This window comes from Fusobacterium ulcerans ATCC 49185 (assembly GCF_900683735.1).
GTDB lineage: Bacteria > Fusobacteriota > Fusobacteriia > Fusobacteriales > Fusobacteriaceae > Fusobacterium_A > Fusobacterium_A ulcerans_A.
Genome location: NZ_LR215979.1, coordinates 2,514,451 through 2,536,245, shown reverse-complemented (window position 1 = coordinate 2,536,245; position 21,795 = coordinate 2,514,451). Strand labels below are relative to the sequence as shown.

General features: G+C 29.8%; 21 protein-coding genes. 17 read left to right on the top strand and 4 right to left on the bottom strand.

Annotated features, from left to right (window positions below; all coding sequences use genetic code 11):
* The first annotated feature begins 19 nt into the window (after window positions 1-19).
* The 11 genes from E0E45_RS11300 (at window position 20) to E0E45_RS11250 (ending at window position 9,856) form a co-directional block, all read left to right on the top strand.
* Window positions 20-994, top strand: a complete 975-nt coding sequence (locus E0E45_RS11300; RefSeq protein ID WP_130891266.1) for an aminopeptidase — start codon at window positions 20-22, stop codon at window positions 992-994.
* Window positions 995-1,262: 268 nt separating this feature from the next.
* A complete protein-coding gene (locus E0E45_RS11295) occupies window positions 1,263-1,910 on the top strand; it encodes a GntR family transcriptional regulator (RefSeq protein WP_130891265.1) in 648 nt (215 codons plus the stop codon).
* 94 nt (window positions 1,911-2,004) lie between these two features.
* A complete protein-coding gene (locus E0E45_RS11290; RefSeq protein WP_130891264.1) occupies window positions 2,005-2,805 on the top strand; it encodes a nitroreductase family protein in 801 nt (266 codons plus the stop codon).
* Window positions 2,806-3,075: 270 nt separating this feature from the next.
* Window positions 3,076-4,533, top strand: a complete 1,458-nt coding sequence (locus E0E45_RS11285; RefSeq protein ID WP_130891263.1) for a TrkH family potassium uptake protein — start codon at window positions 3,076-3,078, stop codon at window positions 4,531-4,533.
* Window positions 4,534-4,775: 242 nt separating this feature from the next.
* The gene (locus E0E45_RS11280) at window positions 4,776-5,240 is read left to right on the top strand and encodes a MarR family winged helix-turn-helix transcriptional regulator (protein ID WP_130891262.1); all 465 of its coding nucleotides are present in this window, start codon (window positions 4,776-4,778) and stop codon (window positions 5,238-5,240) included.
* Window positions 5,237-5,731, top strand: a complete 495-nt coding sequence (locus E0E45_RS11275; protein WP_130891261.1) for a GNAT family N-acetyltransferase — start codon at window positions 5,237-5,239, stop codon at window positions 5,729-5,731. Before E0E45_RS11280 ends, E0E45_RS11275 begins: the two co-directional genes overlap by 4 nt.
* A 50-nt stretch (window positions 5,732-5,781) precedes the next feature.
* On the top strand, window positions 5,782-6,615 hold the full coding sequence (locus E0E45_RS17905) for a spore photoproduct lyase (RefSeq protein ID WP_130891260.1): 834 nt from the start codon (window positions 5,782-5,784) through the stop codon (window positions 6,613-6,615).
* The gene (locus tag E0E45_RS17900; protein ID WP_130891259.1) at window positions 6,581-7,591 is read left to right on the top strand and encodes an SPL family radical SAM protein; all 1,011 of its coding nucleotides are present in this window, start codon (window positions 6,581-6,583) and stop codon (window positions 7,589-7,591) included. Before E0E45_RS17905 ends, E0E45_RS17900 begins: the two co-directional genes overlap by 35 nt.
* Window positions 7,592-7,604: 13 nt before the next feature.
* A complete protein-coding gene (locus E0E45_RS11260) occupies window positions 7,605-8,327 on the top strand; it encodes an SDR family NAD(P)-dependent oxidoreductase (RefSeq protein WP_130891258.1) in 723 nt (240 codons plus the stop codon).
* 89 nt (window positions 8,328-8,416) lie between these two features.
* On the top strand, window positions 8,417-8,968 hold the full coding sequence (locus E0E45_RS11255; protein WP_005947058.1) for a ferritin family protein: 552 nt from the start codon (window positions 8,417-8,419) through the stop codon (window positions 8,966-8,968).
* A gap of 153 nt (window positions 8,969-9,121) precedes the next feature.
* Window positions 9,122-9,856, top strand: coding sequence for a class I SAM-dependent methyltransferase (locus E0E45_RS11250; RefSeq protein ID WP_130891257.1), 735 nt, complete (start codon window positions 9,122-9,124; stop codon window positions 9,854-9,856).
* A gap of 19 nt (window positions 9,857-9,875) precedes the next feature.
* Here E0E45_RS11250 and E0E45_RS11245 read toward each other — a convergent pair whose 3' ends face one another.
* Window positions 9,876-10,247, bottom strand: a complete 372-nt coding sequence (locus tag E0E45_RS11245) for a winged helix-turn-helix transcriptional regulator (protein ID WP_130891256.1) — start codon at window positions 10,245-10,247, stop codon at window positions 9,876-9,878.
* A gap of 138 nt (window positions 10,248-10,385) precedes the next feature.
* Between E0E45_RS11245 and E0E45_RS11240 the strand changes: the two genes are divergently transcribed.
* The gene (locus E0E45_RS11240) at window positions 10,386-11,045 is read left to right on the top strand and encodes a flavodoxin family protein (RefSeq protein WP_130891255.1); all 660 of its coding nucleotides are present in this window, start codon (window positions 10,386-10,388) and stop codon (window positions 11,043-11,045) included.
* A 48-nt stretch (window positions 11,046-11,093) separates the two neighbouring features.
* On the opposite strand, the gene E0E45_RS11235 is transcribed toward E0E45_RS11240, so the two are convergent.
* From E0E45_RS11235 to E0E45_RS11225, 3 genes are read right to left on the bottom strand one after another with little or no spacing between them, the layout of a single operon-like run.
* On the bottom strand, window positions 11,094-12,272 hold the full coding sequence (locus E0E45_RS11235) for an amidohydrolase (protein WP_130891254.1): 1,179 nt from the start codon (window positions 12,270-12,272) through the stop codon (window positions 11,094-11,096).
* Entirely contained in the window at window positions 12,272-13,468 is a 1,197-nt protein-coding gene (locus E0E45_RS11230) for an amidohydrolase (RefSeq protein ID WP_130891253.1), read from the bottom strand. The genes E0E45_RS11235 and E0E45_RS11230 overlap by 1 nt, the downstream gene beginning before the upstream one ends.
* A gap of 37 nt (window positions 13,469-13,505) precedes the next feature.
* Complete coding sequence (locus E0E45_RS11225; protein ID WP_130891252.1) at window positions 13,506-14,714, bottom strand: hypothetical protein; 1,209 nt, start codon at window positions 14,712-14,714, stop codon at window positions 13,506-13,508.
* Window positions 14,715-15,142: 428 nt separating this feature from the next.
* On the opposite strand from E0E45_RS11225, the gene E0E45_RS11220 reads away from it, so the two are divergent.
* The 5 genes from E0E45_RS11220 (at window position 15,143) to E0E45_RS11200 (ending at window position 21,789) form a co-directional block, all read left to right on the top strand.
* A complete protein-coding gene (locus E0E45_RS11220; protein ID WP_130891251.1) occupies window positions 15,143-16,186 on the top strand; it encodes a threonine aldolase family protein in 1,044 nt (347 codons plus the stop codon).
* Between the two features lie 99 nt (window positions 16,187-16,285).
* Window positions 16,286-17,323, top strand: coding sequence for a S66 family peptidase (locus tag E0E45_RS11215; protein WP_130891250.1), 1,038 nt, complete (start codon window positions 16,286-16,288; stop codon window positions 17,321-17,323).
* A 224-nt stretch (window positions 17,324-17,547) separates the two neighbouring features.
* Window positions 17,548-19,035: an ABC transporter substrate-binding protein gene (locus E0E45_RS11210; protein WP_130891249.1), complete on the top strand. Its 1,488-nt coding sequence runs from the start codon at window positions 17,548-17,550 to the stop codon at window positions 19,033-19,035.
* Window positions 19,036-19,258: 223 nt separating this feature from the next.
* Entirely contained in the window at window positions 19,259-20,752 is a 1,494-nt protein-coding gene (locus tag E0E45_RS11205) for a glutathione ABC transporter substrate-binding protein (protein WP_130891248.1), read from the top strand.
* 260 nt (window positions 20,753-21,012) lie between these two features.
* The gene (locus E0E45_RS11200) at window positions 21,013-21,789 is read left to right on the top strand and encodes an MBL fold metallo-hydrolase (protein ID WP_130891247.1); all 777 of its coding nucleotides are present in this window, start codon (window positions 21,013-21,015) and stop codon (window positions 21,787-21,789) included.
* Window positions 21,790-21,795 lie beyond the last annotated feature (6 nt).

Sequence of the window (21,795 nt, the reverse complement as noted above, 5' to 3'; positions counted from 1 at the left end):
AAAATATTAGGAGGTAAATATGAAAAAAATATTAATGGCTAAAGGTGCAAGATCAATAGTAGAAATAAATTTAGGGGTAAAAGCTGGAGAAAGTGTAGTTATAGTTACAGAGCCTAAACAAATGAGAATAGCAGAAGCCTTAGCAGCAGCAGTAATAGCAACAGGAGCAGAACCAACTATACATATAATGACACCTAGAGAAAGAGATGGACAGGAACCACCTAAAGTAATAGCAGCTGCAATGAAAGAATCTGATGCATTTATAGGAGCAGTATTTACATCAATAACTCATACTCATGCAGTAAAAGATGCATGTGCAGCAGGTTCAAGAGGAGTAATGCTTACACAGTTTAATGAAGATCAAATGATAACAGGGGGAGTAAATGCAAATTTCTATGAAGCAGCAGAAAATTGTAAAAAAGTAGCAGCTGCAATGGCAGGAGCAGAAGTTATAACTATAACAACTCCTATGGGAACTAACCTTAAACTTTCTGGAAAAGGAAGAAGAGGAAATGCTATGACTGGATTGGTAGAGCCTGGTAAATTTGGACCTATTCCTACTGTAGAAGCTAATGTATCACCAGTAGAAGGGACTGCAAATGGAGTAATAGTTGCAGATGCAAGTATACCATATATTGGAATAGGATTATTAAAAACTCCAGTAAAAGTAGAAGTAAAAGATGGATATATTATTCCTGAAAGTATTTCAGGAGGAGAAGAAGCTAAAAAACTTGCATCTGACTGGATAGATAAAAAAGATCCGCAAGTATATAATATAGCAGAAGTTGGAGTAGGATTAAATCCAGAATGTAAATTTACAGGAAGTATGTTGGAAGATGAAGGAGTATTTGGATCACTTCATATAGGTGTAGGAACAAGTATAACTCTTGGAGGAGTAATAAAAGCAGCTTGTCACTATGACCTTATAATGACAAAACCAACTCTTATTGCTGATGGTGTAGTTATATTAAAAGATGGAGAACTAATGATTTAATAGATATCCTATATAAGAATCTCAAACTAAAATAGACTCAAAAGTAGAAATGATATTTAGTATTTTTAGCTAAAAATCAATCTATCTTTTGAGTCTATTTTTTGTTTAATTAAAAAAATTATAAGAAATGGATGTTCTTACAGCAGGATGTCTTTTTTATTGCAGTAAAATAATTTTGTTCTGTAGAATATATTCTATTTTAAAATTGTATTTATTAATTTTATATAGTAAAATATTCTTGTAAGATAAAGTTTTATTAGGAGGAATTATGAAGGTTATCAAATTAGATGATAAAAGAACCTTAGGTGAAAAAGTATATGATAGATTAAAAGAACTTATAATGGATGGAGAATTGGAAAGAGGGACGAAAATAACAGAAACATCTATAGCTAAAATGTTTGATGTAAGTCCTACTCCTGTAAGAGAAGCTTTCAGAAAACTCGCTTCAGATGGGCTCATAGAAGTAGCCTCATGGAAAGGTGTGATTGTAAAGGGAATAGAACAAAAAGATTTATTGGAAATATATGAATGCAGAGAAGCTTTAGAAGGTATGGTAGGGAAATTGGCAGTTAGAAATATCACTAAAGAGGATATAGATATACTGGAAGGAATATTAGAAAGATGCAATGATGCTAAAACACCAGAAATTCTAATAGAATTAAATACAGAGTTTCATAATGAACTATTGAGAATAGCAAAGAATGAGAGGTTGAGTAAACTTCTTAATGAGCTTATGGTAGTTATTCTTTATGATAGAGATATTTCAGGGAGATATTCAGTGAGAAGAAAGGAAATAGTAGCAGAACATTTGGATATACTCAAATATTTAAAGAAAAAAGATGAGAAAAAAGTATCTGAACTTATGGCAAAACATATTAGAAATGGATATGAATTTATAAAAAACCACAATAAGTAGTTAAAAAAGAGTTTTTTTTATAAAAAATAGAATTTTTTTTTATAAAAGTATATAATTGAAATAGTAGAAATTAAATCATCACAAGGAGAATAGTATGGTAAGTATTGACAAGGAAAAGTGTATTGGTTGTGGGGCTTGTGTTGAAGACTGTTTTCCAGAGAATCTTTTTTTAGATAGTGGAAAAGCAGAAATCAAGGGGAGATGTATGCAGTGTGGACATTGTATAGCAGTATGTCCAGTAAATGCAGTTTCTATTACCAATTATCCACAAGAAGGGATAGAAGAATATGACAAAGAAAGATTTGATATTTCTTCTGACAATCTTCTAAATTTTATAAAATTTAGAAGGAGTGTACGTCATTATAAAAATAAACCAGTAGAAAAAGAGAAACTAGAAAGAGTTCTTGAAGCTGGACGTTATACAGCTACTGGGTCAAATATGCAGGATGTATCTTATATAGTTGTGCAAGAAACTTTAAATGAAATAAAACCAGTAATCTGGGAAAGCTTATATGAATTTGCATTGGAAAATTTAAATGAAAAAGGTGTTATTGGGGCATATGCACCTAGATGGATAAAGATGTATGAGGATTATAAAAAAGATCCATTGAATGATAAGCTATTTTTTAAAGCACCAGTTCTTTTGGTAGTGACAGCTATTTCTCCATTGAATGAAGTTTTAGCACCATCTAATATAGAACTTATGGCAAATGCTGAGGGATTAGGAGTTTTATTTACTGGATTTATAGAAAGAGCTTTAAAAAATAGTGTAAAAGCTAAGGAAATGCTTGGAATAAATAAAAAAGAAATTATTTCATGTATGCTCATGGGATATCCAGATATAAAATTTAGAAGAACTGTTCCAAGAAAACAAGCAGAAATTTCATGGAAATAAAATAAAAATAGGTGACATAGAAGTTGAGATAGATCATTACTTATATGTCGCTTTTTTTATTGAAAATATAAAAATTAATAAAATATTTTAGTGAATTTTTAGAATATAATACTTCTCTTAAAAATTAAATAGTTATAAAAAAAATTTAGAATAGTTTTGAAAAAAATAGTATAAAGCCTAACACAGAAATATTATATAGTTGACTTATTTTCGATTTATACTATGATATATTTAGTAAATTGTAACTTATAATGAACATCGAGGGATAGAATGAATAATAAAATGATAAAATATGTAATAAGTTATATTCTTAAATTAGAAGCAGGGTTTATGCTTATTCCACTTGCTCTTAGTTTCTTTTATCAAGAGGGATTTAAATTGAATGGAGCATATTTATTGACAATTATGCTTCTTATCATTTCAAGTTTTCTTTTATCAAAAAAAATGCCAGAAGACCAGAGAATATATACTCAAGAAGGAATGGTAATAGTTTCAGTTTCATGGATAGCCCTATCTTTTTTTGGCTCTCTTCCTTTTGTTTTTAGTGAGAGGATTCCTTCTTTTATAGATGCTTTTTTTGAAACAGTAGCAGGGTTTACAACAACAGGAGCTAGTGTTATAGCAAATATAGAAATGATAGAAAAATCACTGCTGTTTTGGATTGGGTTTTCTCACTTTATAGGTGGGATGGGAATACTTGTATTGGCTCTTGCTATACTGCCAAAAAGCAGTAATCAATCTCTTCATATAATGAAAGCTGAGGTTCCTGGTCCATCTGTAGGAAAGATGGTAGCTAAAATTTCTCATAATTCTAAGATATTGTATATAATGTATATCTGCATAACTATTATAATAATTATCTTATTAAAAGCAGGAGGAATGCCCTTTTTTGATTCTATTATCCATGCCTTTGGGACAGTGAGTACAGGAGGAGCAAATATAAAAAATAATAGTGTAGGTTTCTATAATAATACTTATATAGATTTTATTCTAGGAATGGGAATGCTGCTCTGTGCTATAAATTTTAATCTTTTTTATGCTTTAATTTTAAAAAATTATAAACAAGTTTATAAAAATGAAGAATTGAGGGCATACTTATTAATTATTTGTGTATCAATTATAATTATCTGTATAAATATTTATCCATTTTATAAAAGTAATATCTATATGGTAAGAGATGTGTTTTTTACTGTTTCCTCAATTATTACCACAACAGGATATTCTACAGTAAATTTTAATGCTTGGCCTACATTTTCAAAGACTGTTCTTATGATATTAACTTTTGTTGGGGGATGTGCTGGTTCTACAACTGGAGGAATAAAAGTTTCAAGAATTGTTATTGTATTTAAAAAAGTAATAGGAGAATTTAAGAAAATAGGAACTCCTAATAGAACTATTGCAGTTAAAATGGATGGGAAAAAAATACCAGAGGAAATGTTTTCTAAGGTATCAACATATCTCGTCATGTATATATTTATATTTTTAGGAATTATGTTGTTCATATCAATAGAATTTTCTGATTTCACATCAGCATTTAGTGTTGTTTCAGCAACATTCAATAATATTGGAACAGGAGTAGGGACACTTGGAGATACATTTGATTACTCTTCCCTTTCAAATATAAGTAAAATAATATTATCAATCAGTATGCTGCTAGGGAGATTAGAAATATTTCCAATATTAATACTCTTCTCACCTAAAATATATAAAAATAGAAATTATTTTTAAATAATAATTAAGTAAAAATAAAAAAGAGTGATTAAAAGATAGAATAAATTTCTTTTATACTTCACTCTTTTTTATATGAATATAACTTTTATTAACTTATTAATGAGTGAGTTTTGAATGTTTTCATTATGACAGGACAGAAGGTTTATATAAGAATAAAAAGTAAAATTTTTCAAAAATATAGTTGACAGTTCAACTATATTGAGGTAGAATATAATTGAAAGTTCAACTAATATAAGGAGGTGAAAGATATAGAAAAATTAAATAATCAAATATTGAGAAAAATAGGAACTCTTTCAAGAGCCATACATTCAACTAGTGATATGAAGTATAGAGAGTTGTCTTTACAAAAGGGGCAGTTTATATTTCTTACAAGAATATGTGAAAATCAAGGAATAAATTTTGTAGAGTTATCTAAAATTCTTACTGTGGATAAGAGCACTACAACCAAAGCAGTAAAAAAATTAATAGAAGCTGGATATATAAACAAGGAACAAGATGAAAATGATAAAAGAGAATATAAACTTTATCCAACTAAAAAAGCTTTAGAAGTATATGATTTAATAATCACTGAAGAGAATAGAAATATAAATATATGTATGGAAGGTTTAACAAAAAAGGAAAGAGAAATAGTGGAGAATTTATTGGAGAAGATGAGTGAAAATGCAGCTAAAGATTGGCTGAGGGTAAAGGGAGGAAAGGAATGATAAGAAAAGCAGAAGCAAAAGATTTGGATAAAATAATGGAAATAATAAAAGCTACAATTGCTGAAATGAAGACATATGGAAATACTCAATGGGATGAAAATTATCCTCAGAAACAAGATTTTTTAGGGGATGTAGAAAGTAACTCTCTTTATGTAAATGAGGAGAATGAAGAACTTTATGGATTTATATGTGCTAACTTTGTAGAACCTGATGAATATAAAGATATAAAATGGGCATTAGATGAGAAATGTCTGATACTTCATAGAATGTCAATAAATCCTAAATATAGAAATCAGGGAACAGCTACAAAACTTATTGAATTTGCAGAGAAGATTGCCAAGGAAAATGGAGTAAACTATATAAAAACTGATACTTATTCAGTAAATAAAAAAATGAATACTCTTTTATTGAAATTAGGATATATTCATAGAGGAAATATGAATTTTCTGGGAAAAGAAAAAGAATTTTATTGTTATGATAAAAAACTTTAAAATATGTGCTAAAATATTTACAGTAGTAAATTAGGAATGAGGTAAAGAATATGATATATGTAGCGGCAGCTTTAACAGCAGAAGCAAAGCCATTGATAACATATTTTAAATTAAAAAGAGATAATGAAATTAAAAAATATCAGGTATTTAAAAATGAAGAAATAATATTAATAATAACTGGTTCAGGGATGATGCAGGGAGCTATAGGGACAACCTATCTTTTAAGCAGTCTGAATATAAGAGAAGAAGATATTTTTGTTAATTTAGGTATATGTGGAGCTGTGAAAGAGATATTTCAAGTGGGAGATATAGTTCTATGTAATAAGATTACTAATAATGGAAATGGGAAAAGTTTTTACCCAGATATGTTGTTCAGACATAAATTTAAAGAGGGAACTTTGGAAAGTTTCTTTCATGTAGTAGATAAAAGTATGGAGTCAGAGATAAAAGGAGAACTGGTGGATATGGAAGGAGCAGGGATATATGAAGCTGCTTCTCTTTTCTTTTCACAGCATCAGATAAATATAATAAAAATTGTATCAGATTATCTTGATACCACAGGAATAACAGTGGAAAAAGTTACTCATATCGTAGAAAGTGGGATTCTAAGTATAGATGAATGGCTGAATGAAAGAAAAAAATTTAATGTTAGTGATAAAGAAATTTTTACTTTAAATGAAAAAGATATTATGAATATGGTGGAGAAAAATTTAAGGCTCACTGAAAGTATGCACTATGAATTTATGGAACTTATGAAATATCATAAACTTAAAAATAAAAATATTAAAGATGTAATTTCAAAATACTCTAAAATTGAAATAAAAGATAAAAGAGAGGGGAAGATAAACTTTGAAAAAATTAGAAAAGAAATTATTGAACTCTAGTTTTTCACACATATATGTAGAAAAAGAAGCTTTTAAATATCCTCTCACTGATAAGATATTAAGAAAATTTCCTAATTGTAAAACTATAGAATTAGATACATATAAAGAAATTTTTTCTAAGGGAAATCAAAATTTTATTATGCAGAAAAAATCCCAAAAACTCATACTTGCAGTAAAAAAAGAAAATTATCTTTATGAAGGAGCAAAGGTTTGTGAGAGTTTTGGGAATGATAATTTCTATTACACATCTTCTGTAATAAATTGTATCTATGATTGTGAATACTGTTATTTACAGGGAGTCTATACCTCAGCAAATATAGTAATCTTTGTAAATATAGAGGATTGTTTTCATGAAATAGAAAAGATTCTTAAGGAAAAGTCTATGTATATATGTATTTCATATGATACAGATTTATTGGCATTAGAAGGAATGACAGGATTAGTAGAACAGTGGTATAATTTTGTAAGTAAAAATAGAAATTTGAAAATAGAGCTTAGAACAAAAAGCAGTAATATAAAGGCAGTGAAATATTTGAAACCTCTGGATAATTTTATACTTGCCTGGACTCTTTCTCCAGAAAGTTTTGCTGCAGAACATGAAAAGGGAGCAGCCTCTTTAGAAGAGAGATTGGAAGCTGCAGATGAAATGTTGGAAAAAGGCTGGAAAGTAAGGATATGTTTTGACCCAGTGATATATATAGAAAATTTTGAAAAAGAATATGGAGAGCTAGTAAAAAGAACTTTTAATGAACTGTTTTCTAAAAATATTTTAGATGTAAGTATAGGAACATTCAGAATATCTAAAGAATATCTTAAAAGAATGAGAAAATATAGAGAAAATTCTGAAATATTATCTTATCCATTTTTCTGTGAAAAAGGTGTATATAGTTATTATCCTCAGCATATAAAGAAAATGATAGATTTTATGAAAGAAGAAACAAGAAAATATATAGAAGATGAAAAAATATTTATCTGATAGGAGAATGAATATGAAGAATGCTGTTGTAACAGGAGCTACATCAGGAATAGGGTTAGCAGTAACAAAAAAATTAATAGAGATGGGGTACACTGTCTATGGAATAGGAAGAAATTTTGATAAGATAGTATCAAGTGATAAATTTAAAAAAATAGTATGTGATCTTACAAAAGTTTTTGAAATAGAAAGAACTGTAAAAGAGATAAAGAAAGAAGCTGAAATAGAACTCCTTATAAATTGTGCAGGAGTTGGATATTTTGGTCCTCATGAAGAGATAAATGTAAATAAAATACATAATATGGTGACTCTTAATCTTGAAGCTCCTCTTGTTCTTATACAACTTTTTTTGAGAGATTTAAAAAAAATTAGAGGAACCATTATAAATATATCATCTATTACAGCTAAAGAATCAAGTACTTATGGCTGTGTCTATTCAGCAACGAAAGCAGGATTAACTCATTTTTCAAAAGGACTTTTTGATGAAGTAAGAAAAACTGGAGTAAAAGTTATAACTATTCACCCAGATATTACAAAAACACCATTCTATGATCATTTAGATTTTTGCCAGGGAGATGATGAAAATAGTTATATTACTCCTGAATGTGTAGCAGGAGTAGTAGAGATGGTCTTATCTCAAAGAGATGGAACTGTTGTAACTGATGTAACTCTTCAACCACAAAGACATTTAATTAATAAAAAAAATAAAAAAGTTATTGACATAAAATGTAAAGTATAGTATATTAATAGTGTAATAAAAATGTAATGGTTACAAAAGAGAAATGAAATGTAGAAATAAAAATGTAATATCAAGGGAGGAAAAGGAAAATGGCAAAATACAGATGTAAGGTATGTGGAGAAATTATAACTGATGAGAGTATTGACAAATGTCCAGTATGTAAAGCAGGAAAAGATAAATGGGAACTAGTAGTAGAAGGAACTGAAAAAGTTTGGGCTACTGAGCATGTAATTGGAGAAGGATTAGCTTGTGGAGATGAAGAAATCATAATGGGTCTAAGAGCTAACTTTGAAGGAGAATGCACAGAAGTTGGAATGTATCTAGCTATGTCTAGAGCTGCTGACAGAGAAGGATATCCAGAAATTGCTGAAGCTTATAAAAGAATTGCTTTTGAAGAAGCTGAACATGCTGCTAAATTCGCTGAATTATTAGGGGAATGTGTAAGTGCATCTTCAGAAGAAAACTTAACTAAGAGAGTTGAAGCTGAATATGGAGCTACATCAGGAAAATTCGATCTTGCTAAAAGAGCTAAAATGTTAGGATTTGATGCTATTCACGATACAGTTCATGAAATGGCTAAAGATGAAGCTAGACATGGAAAAGCATTTGTAGGATTATTAAATAGATATTTTGGTAAATAATTTTTAACTTTAGTAGGTTAAACTTTGAGGATGATAATAAGTCATCCTCTTTTTATATTATTTGTATAAAAAATATGATAGAAAAGTCTTTTATCTTGTAACCTATAATTATGTAAAGTATAATATAAAAAAGTATACACATGGAGGAAAAAAATGAAAGAAAATAAATATGATGATAAAATATTCTTTGATAAATATAGTCAAATGGATAGATCTAAAAAAGGATTGGCTGGGGCAGGAGAATGGCATGAATTGAAAAAAATGCTTCCTGATTTTAAAGGGAAAAAGATACTTGATCTTGGATGTGGATTTGGCTGGCATTGTATATATGCTATGGAACAGGGAGCGGTTTCGGCTGTTGGAATAGATATATCTTCAAAAATGCTGGAAGAAGCAAAAAAGAAAACTAAATTTTCTAATGTTGAGTATATCCAAATGCCAATTGAAGATATTGATTTTGAAAAAAATTCTTTTGATACGGTAATAAGTTCTTTAGCTTTTCACTACATAGAATCTTTTGAGAATATTTGTGAGAAAGTAAATGAGTGTTTGGTGGAAGGTGGAGATTTTGTTTTTTCTGTTGAACATCCAGTTTTTACTGCTCAAGGAAAAGAAGACTGGTATTATGATGAAAATGAAAATATACTTCATTGGCCTGTAGACAGTTATTATTTAGAAGGAAAAAGAGAATCAGTTTTTTTAGGGGAAAAGGTAGTTAAATATCATAAGACACTGACTACTTATCTCAATACTCTTTTGAAAATAGGATTTGAAATAACAGGAATTGTAGAAGCACAGCCATCAGAAGAAATGCTGAAAATAATTCCAGAAATGAAAGATGAGCTTCGTCGTCCTATGATGCTTTTAGTTTCAGCTAAAAAAAGATAGGAAATAATGTACTTGTACATTATTTCCTATCTTTTAATTCAATCTGTTCTTTCCCCCAATAATATAATTCATTTAAAGCAGGAAGTAATGACTTTCCACGTTCAGTAAGTCGATATTCTACAGAAGGTGGAATAGTATTATGCTGAAATCTTGAAACAAGTCCATCTGACTCTAACTCCCTTAAACATTTTGTAAGAATAGTATTTGTGATTCCTGTAACACATCTTTTTAATTCATTGTAATGCAACATTTCAAATTTAGATAAATGCCATAGAATAGGAAGTTTCCATTTTTGCCCAATTATTTTTAATGCATAAAGTATTGGGCATTTATTGTTATATATTACATCATGACTCTTTTCAGATTCATTAATATATTTGAGCTTGTCCATAGTTTATATATCCTCCTAGGTATATAATAGATACTAAGAAATAAAATTATGCGTACTTGTATAATTGTTTTTGCTATTATATACTTATATAAATATAAAGTCAACCACTAAAAAATAATTATTTAAGGAGAATGAACTATGAAAATAATTGCAATTAATGGAAGTCCAAGAAAAAAAGCAAATACTGCAACTATGTGTAATAAATTTTTGGAAGGTGCAAAATCTGTCTCTTCAGATGTTGAAACAGAAATAATTAATCTATTTGATTTGAATTATAAAGGTTGTATAAGCTGTTTTGGATGTAAGAGAAAAGAGGGAAATACTTATGGGAAATGTATTGTAAAAGATGAATTGCAGTCAGTATTAGAAAAGGTTTCAACTGCTGATGGAGTTGTCTTTGGTTCTCCAATATATTTTGGAGATATAACAGGTCAATTACGTAGCTTTTTTGAAAGACTGCTTTTTCCTTTTTCTACTTATGAGGAAGGCTATAAAAAAATAGCTCCAAAGAAAATGCCCACAGCCATGATTTATACTATGAATGTTACTGAAGATTTAATGAAAAAATTTGGCTATGATGTGCGTCTTTCGAATATAGAATCAATAATAGCTAGTATATTTAGAAAACCAGAGATTATTTATGCGTTTAATACTTATCAATTTAGTGATTATAATAAATATAAAATAGAAATATTTTCTGAAAAAATAAAAGCAGAACACAAACGTACACAATTTCCTATAGATTGTCAAAATGCTTTTGAAGCTGGGAAACGTATGATAATGCAAATACAAAAATAAGAAAAGGCAGCTGTATTCAGCTGCCTTATTAAATTATATTATAATCTATTATTTTTCAGTTAAAAAGTCAAAAGCAAATTGTGCAGCAACAGCTGCTCCTCTTTGTAAGGCTGCTTCATCAACTGTGAAACATTCATGATGGTTACTTTTTTCAGAACCAGGAATTCCAGCACTTCTTGCACCAATGAAGCCATACACAGCTGGAGCTTTTTCCATAAGATAAGCAAAATCTTCAGAACCTGTCATCTTTTCAAGTTCAGTTAATCCCTCTTCTCCATATAGTTTTTTAACTGCATTTTGAGCTAAATCAACTAAATGCTGATCTTCATTAATAACAGCACCAGTCAGATATGAGTACTCAGTTTCAGCAGTACATTGATATCCAGCAGCTATATCTTCTGATATCTGTCTGATGAGTCCTTCAATTTCCATTCTGAATTTCTTATTGAAAGTACGTACAGTTCCTTCTAATACAGCTTTGTCAGCAATTATATTAAATCTTTGTCCAGCATCGACTACTCCAATAGTGACAACAGCAGCATTCAATGGATTATTGATACGGCTGACAATAGTTTGAAGTCCCATTATAACAGCACTTGCTGCCACAATAGCATCATGTCCAAGATGAGGAGCAGAACCATGAGATCCAAATCCTTTAATAGTAACTTTAAAGTTATCACAAGAGGCCATTCTTTCTCCAATTTCCATATTGATTTTTGGAGAATCTACCATAGACCAAATATGAATACCATAGCAGGCATCAACATCATCCATAACACCTTGCTCAACTACAGCTTTTGCTCCTACAGCTAATTCTTCTGCTGGCTGGAATAAAAATTTTACAGTTCCAGCTACTTCATCCTTCATATCAAATAGTATTTTAGCAGCTCCCAACAACATAGCTATATGATTATCATGTCCACAAGCATGCATCTTCCCTTCAATTTTTGAAGCAAAAGGAAGCCCAGTTTTTTCTAATACAGGAAGAGCATCAATATCAGCACGGAGAAGAACAGTTTTACCTGGTTTTCCACCTTTCAGTATTCCTACACATCCATAGAAATCTTTAAATGTTTTTATATCTTCTATTCCTATGTCTTTTAAATCTTTAATTATAGATTTTGTAGTTTCAACTTCTTGAAGAGTAAGTTCAGGATATTGATGATAATATCTTCTACGATCTATTATATAGTCATTATATTTTTCAGAAAGTTCTTTGATCAGCATTATTTATTCCCTCCCTCATTTTTAGATTTTTCAGCAAGGAAGTCAACTGCAAATTGAGCATATAGGGCAGAACCTCTGTGCAGTACAGTTTCATCCACTTTAAACTTGTCATTATGATTAGAATAACAAGCTCCTATTTCTTCATTTGCACATCCTAAGAATCCAAAAAATCCAGGAACTTTATCCATAAAATATGCGAAGTCCTCTGATCCAGTAAGCTTAGGCATAGTAGTAAGAGATTCTTCACCATATAGTTTTACAGCAGCATCATGAGCAAGCCTGTTTAAATCCTTATGTTCATTGATAACAGGGTTAGGGAAAGCGTCGTATTCTAACTCCACATCACAACCAAAAATATTAGCTACATTTTCAATGATTGCTTTTATATTTGCTTCCATTTTTTTTCTCAATTCTCTTGAGTAAGTACGTATAGTTCCTTCCATTTCCACATGATTAGGAATTATGTTGAATCTTTGTCCCCCTTTAAAAGTACCAATAGAAAGTACCAGAGTATTTAGAGGATCATTCATTCTACTTACAAAAGTTTGAAGGTTCATTATCATTGAAGCAGCAGCAACAATAGCATCATGTCCTAAATGAGGAGCAGAACCATGAGCACTTGTACCTTTTACAGTTATTTTAAAATTGTCACAAGAAGCCATTCTTCCACCAGCTTCCAGATTGAAATATGGAGCATCTAGGGTTCCCCAGATATGCATACCAAATACAGCATCAACATCATCAAGAATTCCTTTTTCTACATAGTATTTAGCTCCATAACAAGATTCTTCTGCTGATTGGAATAATATTTTAACATCTCCATCAAGTTCATCTTTTATTTCATTTAATATTTTAACAGCCCCTAATAACATAGCCATATGACAGTCATGTCCACAAGCATGCATTTTTCCATTTGTAGAAGCAAAAGAAACATCAGCATGTTCTTCTATAGGAAGAGCATCGATATCAGCTCTAAGCATTACAGTTTTTCCTGATTTTTTTCCACCACGGATTATACCTACAAGACCGTAGTAGTCATCAAAAGTAGTAACTTCTATTCCCATATTTTCAAGCTGTTTTTTCAAGGCTTGAGTAGTTTCTTTTTCTTCAAAAGATAATTCTGGGTTCTGATGAAAATACCTTCTTTGCTCAATGATATAATCATCATATTTTTCAGCAAGTTTTTTTATATCCATGAAAAAATCTCCTTTTTATAAAATTGATATAAATTATTTAAATTAGGTTTACAAATATTCCAGCTATGATAACAGAAGTGATAGTTACAGTTACAAATCCTCCAACAATCATTTGAGGGAGAGTGTTATCCATAAGGAATTGCTTTTCTTCTGGTGTTTGTGCCAAAGCTTTTGCAGCTTCCTCAGTAAGAATATAGTTAGGTGGGAATCCATAAAGAGCTGTAAGGGAAGTAGCAAGTGCCATTCTCCAGCTTACTTTAAGAAATTTCCCAACTAGAACAGAAAGTATTCCCATTCCGATGACTCCAACAACTATTATTACAAACATTGGTCCTATACACTCTAAAAGCATTTCAGGAGTAGCGTCTTTAAGACCAGAGAAAACGAATATCATAAGAACATACATCAAAAATCCATAAGAACCAGATTTTTGAAGAGAGTTTTTATCTAAGAATCCAAGTTCGGTAAAAACTATACCTAAAATAAGAGTAATAACTGCTGCATTAAGTTTTCCACCTGTCCAACCAGATATAACTGTAGATAAGTAAGATACAAGCATAAGTTTTAATAATATAAATGCAGTAGTAGAATATTTTTCAGGCATAGGAGGAATAAGTGTTTTTTTAGTTTCTTCTTTGATGGTCATATTTCCAGTATCAGCATCAACACCATCATTTCCAAGAACTCCTCTTTCTCCTTTATGATATCTTTCAAGAAGTATTTTTCCTTCTTTTTTCAATACAATAGCAGTCAATGGATATCCAACAAATCCTTGAATAGCATACATAGCAATAGCAAGAACAGCAGCTACTTGAAGCCCTTTAGCAGCAGCAGCCTGATTCATCATTGTTGCTGCAACTATTCCTCCAGTAAGAGATGGAAGTCCAGCTATAACATAATCACGACCTATTAAAGGGATACAAATGAACCAGCAGAAAACTACCATTCCAAATAATCCTGCAAGTGTTACACAAATAATCTTCCATTGAGATTTTAACTGTTCTATACTGATGATAGTACCCATGTGAGTAATACAAAGCATAATAGCCAGCAGTCCTCCAAGTGGAGCTCCCAATCCAGCAATATCAACTATATTCTTTGGAAAGAATGTCCAATATCCAAATAAGAATAGACAAGCAGTGACAAAAACTGAAGGTATCCATGCCTTAGTTCTTGTTCCAATAAATTCACCAGCATAGTATACTATAGCCAATACAATAAAAGCCTGTAAACTGTTCATTACCATACAAATTCCCCCTTATAATCTTTAGTAAAAAGATTTTGATAAATTTCCTAATTATTTTTGACGTTTTCAAGAAAAAAACGAAAAAAAGAAAACTTATTTATTATAAAGAAAAATACCATATTTTGACTAAAAATTCAAGAATTTTGTTTGAATAATTAGCATTGGTCAAAGTGATAATATAAAATTCAACTTTTTTAATATGGAATTTAAGCATAAAATAGAGGTAACTTAAAATAAATTATTTCGAAAAATATGTCTAAAAATAATTAGAAAAAATTTATTAAAACATGATATAATTGTAAAAATTCCAAAATATACAAATAAATATATATAAAAGAAATCTTTACAAATATAAATAAACTTATTATAATTTTCTTATATAGGGTATGATTTTTTATGAAAATAAAAGGCTGTATAAGGAGGAAAAGATGATAAGTTTTAAAAATGATTACAGTGAAGGGGCATTGCCATATGTAATGGAAGCTTTATTAAAAACAAATATGGAACAGACAGTTGGATATGGGGAAGATGAGTATACAGCTCAGGCTGTAGAAGCAATAAAAAAGAGTATAAAATGTGAGGATTGCTATGTACGTCTTTTGGTAGGAGGAACTCAAACAAATCTGCTTACAATAGCTCATTCTCTTCGTCCACATGAAGCAGTAATAGCAGCAGATACAGGACATATAAGTGTGCATGAAGGTGGAGCTATAGAAGCTACAGGACATAAGGTAATTGAATTAAAGACTTCAGGAGATGGAAAGTTAAATGTAGAATTAGTAAGAAAGTCTGTAGAACTTCATGAAGATACTCACATGGTACAGCCTAAAATGGTGTATATATCAAATCCTACAGAAATAGGAACTCTTTACAGCAAGCAAGAACTTATTGATCTTTTTGAATATTGCAAATCTAAAGATCTTTATTTATATATTGATGGAGCAAGGCTTGCATCAGCTCTGGCTTCTGAGAAAAATGATCTGCAGCTTGAAGATTATCCAAAGTATTCAGATGTTTTCTATATTGGAGGAACAAAATGTGGACTTCTATTTGGAGAGGCTTTAGTTATAATTAATAAAGAACTGAGAAAAAGTCAATTTATACGTATTACAAAGCAAAAAGGAGCTACTCTAGCAAAAGGAAGACTTTTAGGTGTACAATTTGCTGAATTATTTAAAGGTGACAATTATTATCAAGTAGGAAAACATTCTAATGAAATGGCCATGACATTGAAAAAAGCATTTTTAGATAAAGGATTTGAATTGAAAACAGATTCATATACAAATCAGCAATTTCCAATATTTCCAATAGAAATGATAGAAGAAATAGGTAAAAAATATAGATATGAATTCTGGGAAAAGGTAGATGATAAAAATTCTGCTATACGTTTTGTAACATCTTGGGCAACTAAGAAAGAGCATGTAGATGAATTTTTAAAAGACTTTGAAGAATTATGCAAAAAATATAAATAAAATAATGGATAATTTCATTCTAAATTATTTGAATTTTTAAAAGATTTTTGTTAAGGAATAAAATGAAAATTTTTCATTTTATACAAGAAAGGTATTTAAATGATAAAGCCAAAAAGGTTAAAAAAAGGTGATAAGATTGCTATTGTTAGTCTTTCATGGGGCGGGCTAGGAGATGAAAACTTTATTCATAAATTTTATATTGCAAAAGAGAGATTGGAAAAAGATTTTGGATTAGAAGTTATTTGTATGCCCAATGCACTAAAAGGCAGCAAATTTATAGCTCAACATCCAGAACTGAGAGCTAAAGATTTAATGGATGCCTTTTTGGATAAGACAATTTCAGCCATCTTTTGTGCTATCGGAGGAGAAGATACAATACGTATACTCCCATATATTGATTTAGAAATCATAAAAAATAATCCTAAAATATTTATGGGATATTCTGATAGTACAATAAATCATTTTATGATGTATAAAGCAGGACTTATATCATTTTATGGGCCTTCCATAATGTGTGAGTTTGGTGAATATATAAAAATGTTTGATTATACTCAAAGTGCGGTTAATGATGTATTGTTTGGAGAGTGGAATAAATATCCTCTTCTCCCAAGTCCCGAGTGGACAGATGATTATATTTTGTGGGAAGAAAGTAATATAAATACATCACATGTAATGAAAAAAGATATACATGGCTATGAAGTTATAAATGGTTTTGGAATTGTAAAAGGACATCTTTTAGGGGGATGTATTGATGTATTTATGATGGCTAATTGCACAGAAATCTGGCCATCTTTAAAAGAGTGGAAAAACTCAATATTATTCATTGAAACAAGTGAGGATAAACCATCACCAGAATTTATAAAATGGACTTTGAGAAACCTTGCTGCCCAAGGAATATTAAAAGAATTAAGTGGTATTATTGTAGGAAAACCACAAGGTGAAGTATTTTATGAAGAATATAAAACAGCAATTAAAGATGTTGTAGTTAATGAAGAAAAATTAGTGAAACTTCCAATTTTTTATAATATAAACTTTGGGCATGCTAAACCAATAGGAATAATTCCATATGGAATTATAGCAGAGTTAAATTGTGAAGAAAAAATAATAACCTTTTTAGAAAATCCAACAGTGCAATAATTTTATATGTTATCAAAAACAAATACTTTCAGTGCAGTAAACTAATTAAGAAAGACAGCCTTTAAATTTTTAAATAATTTGGGCTGTTTTTTATTTTTTAATTTTTTGAAAAAATATTTTTAAAATATAAACGAAATGAAAATGTATTATTTTCGTAAATAATCTTTAATTTTGGAAATTTTTGTAGTATAATATGTTTATAATTAAATAGGGGGTTAAAAAATATGAAAAAAAAGTTATCAATGATATTTCTTTTATTAGCAATGGTTTTGTTATCAGTAAATATTTATGCTGAAACAAGTGTGACAGTTGCTCAGAATGCAGATGCAAAAACATTAGATCCAACAGCATCTAATGATGTTCCTTCTCACAGAGTAACTCTTCAGATATATGATAATCTAGTAGATAGAGATCATGGAAAACTTGTTCCTGGATTGGCAGAAAGTTGGACACAAGTTGACCCTTTAACACTAGATGTAAAAATCAGAAAAAATATAAAATTTCATAATGGAGATCCATTAACTGTTGGAGATGTTGTATTTAGTCTTCAAAAAGCTAAAGAGGCTCCAAGTATGATGAGTTTCTATTCTGATATAGATAAAATAGAAGCTGTTGATGATGAAACAGTAAGAATAACAACTAAGAAGCCTTTTGGACCACTTGTTAATTATCTAGCTCATAAAGGAGCAGGGATAATGAGTGAAAAAGTAGTGAAAGCTGCTGGGGATAACTATGGACAACATCCAGTTGGAACAGGACCATTTATGTTTGATTCTTGGATATCAGCTGACAGAATAGTTTTAAAAGCAAATCCTAATTATTATAAAGGAAAACCAGCAATAGATACATTAATATTTAGAGTAATTCCAGAAGGAGTAAACAGAACAATAGCTCTAGAAACAAAAGAAGCAGATATTGCCTATGATATAGATCCTATTGATCATGATATGGTAAGAAATCATTCTAATCTTACTCTTCTTCAAAAATCAGCTTTAACAATGAATTATTTAGGATTTAATACAGAGAAAGCTCCTTTTAATAAAAAAGAAGTAAGACAAGCAATAGCCTATGCAATAGATATGGACAGTATGATTGGAGCAGTATATCTAGGAGCAGCTTCTAAAGCAAATTCACCAGTATCTCCAGATGTATTTGGATATAATAAAGATACTAAAGGCTATGAATATAATGTGGCTAAAGCTAAAGAACTTTTGGCACAAGCAGGATATCCAAATGGATTTAAAGCAAAAATATGGACTAATGATAATGGGATTAGAAAAGATACTGCAGTTATTTTACAAGATCAATTAAAACAAATAGGAATAGATGCCTCAATAGAAATTTTGGAATGGGGTTCTTATTTAGATAGACTAATAAGAAAAGAACATGATATGTTTTTATTGGGATGGACACCAAGTCCAGATGCTGATTCAGCTTTATATGCAGTTTTCCATTCTAAAAATCATGGAAGCGCTGGAAATAGAACTTATTATACAAATGCGAGAGTAGATGAACTTCTTGACAAAGGAAGAGAAACTACTGTAGAAGCAGACAGAATAGAAAGTTATAAAGAAGCTCAAAATATAATTATGGATGAAGTTCCATTAATTCCATTAGTTTATCCAGATAATAATGTTGGAATGCAGAAAACTATAAAAGGATTTGAACTTGATCCTGAAAATCAACATAATATTTATCCAGTAAGTAAATAAAAAAATATAAAAATAGCAGGATGGCTGATAAGCTACCTGCTATTTTTATATATCTATATATTAAAACATCTTGGGGAAAGATTTTATATATTTAATATACCAATTAATTGTGGCAAAAATGTTACAAAGAAAAAAATAAAATTTCAAAATTCATCTTGATTTTAGGCGTTAATGGGGTATACTTATATTGTTACAGATTGGAAATATCAGGAGGAGATTATTTATGAGAAAGAAAATATTTACAATTTTGATGTTTATGATGATTGCTTTATTTAGTTTTAATGCAGTTTATGCTGAAACTACTGTAGTTGTAGCACAAAATGCAGATGCAAAAAGTATGGATCCAACTGCTTCAAATGACGTTCCATCGCATAGAGTATATCTTAATATTTATGATACTTTGATAGAAAGAGATACTAATATGAAACTTGTTCCAGCATTAGCAGAAAGCTGGGAACAGGTAGATCCATTAACTTTAGTATTACATTTGAGAAAAGATGTTAAATTTCATAATGGTGATCCATTAAAAGCTTCAGATGTTGTATTTAGTTTAACTAGAGCTAAGGAAGCTCCAAGTTTAATGAGTTTCTTTTATGATGTGGATAAAATAGAAGCTGTAGATGATAATACAGTTAAAATAACAACAAAAAAACCTTTTGGTCCATTGACAAATTATCTAGCTCATAAAGGTGCTGCTATTTTAAATGAAAAAGCAGTAAAAGCGGCAGGAAATGATTATGGACAACAACCAGTAGGAACAGGACCGTTTATTTTTGATTCTTGGAGATCAGGAGATAGAGTTACTCTAAAAGCAAACCCTAATTATTTTAAAGGAAAACCAGCAATAGATACATTAGTTTTTAGAGTTATTCCAGAAGGAGTAAACAGAACAATATCTTTAGAAACAAAAGAAGCAGATATTGCTTATGATATAGATCCTGTTGATTTAAGAATGGTTAAAGAACATCCAGATCTGAATCTTATTCAAGAGCCAGCAATGAATATAAATTATCTTGGATTTAATACTAAAAAAGCTCCTTTTGATAATAAACTTGTAAGACAGGCAATAGCTTATGCTGTAGATAGACAGAGTATTATAGATGCAGTATATTTAGGAGCAGCTAATGAAGCTAATTCTCCAGTATCACCTAGTGTATTTGGATATAGTAAAGATGCTAAAAAATATTCTTTTGATGTAGCTAAAGCTAAGGAACTTTTAGCACAAGCAGGATATCCAAATGGATTTAAAACAAAAATATGGTTAAATGATAATACTGTAAGAAGAGATATAGCTGTTATTCTTCAAGATCAATTAAAACAAATTGGGATAGATCTTCAAATAGAAATATTAGAATGGGGTTCATATCTTGATAGATTGGCAAGAGGAGAACATGACATGTTCTTATTAGGATGGACTTCAAGTCCAGATTCTGATTCAGCTTTGTATGCTTTATTCCACTCTAAAAATCATGGAAGTTCAGGAAATAGAACATATTTTACTAATTCAAGAATGGATCAACTTCTTGATCTTGGAAGAGAAAGTACAGTTCCAGAAGATAGAATTAAGTATTATAAAGAAGCTCAGGATATAGTTCAGGAAGAAGTTCCAATGTTAGTTCTTGTATATCCATATGACAATGTAGGTTTACAAAAAACAATAAAAGGATTTATACTTGATGCTGAAAGTGAGCATCGTTTGATACATGTAAGTAAATAATAGAAAAATAAAAATAGCAGAACAAACGGGGAAGTTTGCTCTGCTATTTTCATCTATATATAAAACATCTTGGGGAAAGATTTTATATATTTAATATACCAATGAATTGTGTCAGAAATGTTACAAAGAAAAAAATAAAATTTCAAAAACAAAAATATTTAATCAGAAGTTTTTAGAATGAGAATAACAGTTGTATAAAAAAGTAATTTACGATATAATTTATGTGTTAATAATTTTTTATTTTAGAAGGGAAATAACAAATGAAAGTTTCAATTTTAGGAAGCGGAAGTAGTGGAAACTCTATTTTTGTAGAGAATGATGGGATCAAGCTTTTAGTTGATGCAGGGTTCAGTTGCAAAAAAATAGAGGAAAAATTAAAATGTATAGACAGAAATATAAATGAAATAGATGCTCTATTGATAACACATGAACATACAGATCACATACAGGGAGCAGGGATAATATCAAGAAAATATGATATTCCAATATATATAACTCCTGAAAGCTATGCTGCAGGAGAAGTTAAACTGGGAAAAATTTCTGATAAAAATCTGAAACTTATAACAAAGGACTTTTTTCTAAAAGATGGAATAAAAGTACGCCCTTTTGATGTGATGCATGATGCAGAAAGAACTATAGGATATAGATTGGAAACTGAATGTGGTAAAAGAATGGCTATATCAACAGATATAGGATATGTGAGCAATACAGTAAGAGAATATTTTAAAGAAGTGGATATAATGGTTATTGAATGCAATTATGACTATAATATGCTTATGAAATGCAGTTATCCATGGGATTTAAAAGCAAGAGTAAAAGGAAGAAATGGACATCTTTCAAATAATGATGCAGCTAAGTTCATAAAAGATATGTATACTGAAAGATTGAGAAAGGTGTATCTTGCTCATATCAGTAAAGACAGTAATAATTATGATATAGTAAAAAATACTATAAGAGATGAATTGCTAACAAATAACATAAAGCTTGATTTTGAAATAGCTATGCAGGACAAAGTAACTGATGTCTTTGAGTTGTAAGGAGGT